1 protein-coding gene is annotated in these 2,705 nt (G+C 72.2%); it reads right to left on the bottom strand.

The genetic code is table 11. From position 1 onward, the window contains the following. Positions 1-2,705: SDR family NAD(P)-dependent oxidoreductase (locus IE249_RS35140; RefSeq protein ID WP_229860007.1), on the bottom strand; the 2,705-nt coding region annotated here is incomplete at both ends.

Here is a 2,705-nt window from a genome sequence, read left to right as displayed (position 1 = left end):
TCGCCTCCCGAGGCCAGCAGCTGCCACAGGTCCTCCGGCGACCGTACGCCGCCCGGGAAGCGGCAGCTCATCGCGACGATGGCGATCTGGTCGTCGTCGTTCGCCGGTGCAGAGGTCACCGATCCAGAGCTCACCGGTGAAGAGGAAGCCGCCGACGCCAAGGCAGGTGCCGACGCGGACGCCGCCTGTGCGCCGAGGAGTTCGGTACGGAGGTGGCCGGCGAGGGCGGATGCCGTCGGGTAGTCGAAGACGAGCGTGGCGGGCAGGTCCACGCCGGTCGCCGCGCGGAGGCGGTTGCGGAGTTCGACGGCGGTCAGCGAGTCGAACCCGAGCTCCTTGAAGGCCCGTTCGGCTCCGATTGCCGACGAGCCGTGGTGTCCGAGCACCGCGGAGACGTGGGTACGGACCAGTTCCAGGACCGTGCGCTCCTGGTCGGCTTCGGACATTCCGGAGAGCCGTTCGGCGATCGACGGGCCCGCGTCGCGCCTCTTCGCGCCTCCCGCAAGGGAGTTCACGTTGTCGAGGATCGCGCGCACTTCGGGCAGCTCGCCGATGAACGGGTTCGATCGCACCGCCACCAGGCCGGGCGTCAGCCGCTCCCAGTCGAGGTCGGCGACGGTGAGCGCCGCTTCCTCCGAATCCACGGCCTGACGCAGCGCGCGGATAGCGGCGTCCGCGGCCATCGGAGGTACGCCGCTTGCTCGCATGCGCCGCGCGATGTCGTCGTCTGCGGCCATGCCCGCCGCCCACGCGCCCCAGGCGATGGAGACGGCCGGCAGGCCGTCCGCCCGGCGCTCCTGCGCCAATGCGTCCAAGTAGGCGTTGGCGGCTGCGTAGTTGGCCTGACCGCTGCTGCCGAGGGTGCCGCTGATCGACGAGAACAGCACGAAGGCCGAGAGGTCGAGGTCGCGGGTGAGTTCGTGCAGGTTACGCGCCGAGTCGGCCTTGGCCCGCCACACGCTCTCGAACCGGTCCGGCGTCAGCGCGTCCAGCACTCCGTCGTCCAGCACACCGGCCGTGTGGATCACGGCCGTCAGTTCGGTGCGGAGGGGCTCCAAGAGTCCGGCCAGTGCCCCGCGGTCGGCTGCGTCGCAGGCCGCAAGCGTCACACGGGCGCCCAACGCGACCAGTTCCGCCTCGAGTTCGGCGGCACCGGGCGCGTCGGCACCGCGCCGGCTGGTCAGCACCAGGTGGGCGGCGCCATTGCCGGCCAGCCAGCGGGCGACTTCCGCGCCGAGCGCGCCCGTTCCGCCGGTCACCAGGACGGTGCCTTCCGGTTTCCAGGCGGGTGAAGCGGCCTGGGAAGCGGCGTCCTCGTGCGCCGCCCGCGCCCGTACCAGGCGGCGCGCGAAGACACCCGAGTCACGTACCGCGAGCTGGTCCTCGTCCCCGAGCCCGGCCAGGACATCCGCCAGGCGGTCCAGGGTTCGTTCGTCCACGCGGGTCGTGGTGCCATCGGTCTGCGGGAGGTCGACGAGACCGCCCCAGCGCTCGGGGTGCTCCAGCGCGGCCACCCGGCCAAGCCCCCACACACCGGCCTGGGCCGGGGTGCCCAGACGGTCCCCACGGCCGGTCGAGACCGCGCCGCGTGTCACGCACCACAGAGGTGCTTCAACGCCGGCATCGCCGAGCGCCTGCACCAACACAGCGGATTCCACTGGTGCGTTGGTCTCCCCCACTGCGGGGAGCAGGGACAGCACGCCGGCGAGGGCTCCGCTCTCGGGCACGGCCGTCCGCAGCAGCGCGGCTGCGTCCTCACGCTCCAGCCCCGGCGCCACGGACAGCGTCCGTACGTCGACGCCGCGAGCGGACAGCATCCCGGTCACCGCGGTGGCCAGGCCGTCGTCCTCCCGCCCGGCCGGTACGACCACCAGCCAGCTGCCGGACAGCACCCCAGTCGCGCGCTCGGTCACCGGCCGCCAGACGACGCGGTAACGCCAGCCGTCGACCACGGACTGCTCCAGCCGCTGCCGACGCCACGCCGACAACGCCGGCAGCACGGCTTCCAGGGCATCGCCGCTCGTCGTCGGCATGTCCAGGGTCGCGGCGAGCGATTCGAGGTCCTCGCGCTCCACGGCCTCCCAGAAACGGGCATCCACGGAATCCGTGTCGGCGGTCGCGCCCACGGCCGCGACAGGAGCTGCAGGGATCTCGAGCCAGTAGCGCTCCCGCTGGAAGGCGTACGTCGGGAGGTCCGGGACACGGCGGGCACCGGTGCCCGAGTAGTACGCCTGCCAGTCGACGGAGATGCCTCGCGTGTGGGCGTACGACAGGGCAGTGGTCAGGGCTTCGGCTTCCGGACGGTTCCTGCGGAGCGCCGGGACGAAGGCCTGGCCTTCGGCGGTGGAGCAGTCCTGGGCGAGTGCGGACAGGACTCCGTCCGGGCCCAGCTCGACGAAGGTGGTCACGTTCTCGGCTTCGAGGGTGCGGATGCCGTCGTGGAAGCGGACGGCCTCACGGACGTGGCGGACCCAGAAGCCGGGGCTGGCGATCTCCTCGGCGGAGGCGATGGCACCCGTGAGGTTGGAGACGACGGGGATGCGGGGAGGGGCGTAGGACAGGCCCTCGGCGACCTCGCGGAAGGCGTCCAGCATGCCGTCCATGTGCGGGGAGTGGAAAGCATGGCTCACCGTCAGGCGATGGGTCTTCCGGCCCTGTGCCTCGAAGACGGCGGCGATCTCCAGTACGGCGCTCTCGTCACCGGC

This window comes from Streptomyces anandii JCM 4720 (assembly GCF_014650655.1).
Lineage (GTDB): Bacteria > Actinomycetota > Actinomycetes > Streptomycetales > Streptomycetaceae > Streptomyces > Streptomyces anandii.
Note: the sequence above shows the minus strand (reverse complement) of the source record. Positions and strands in the feature narration are given on the sequence as shown.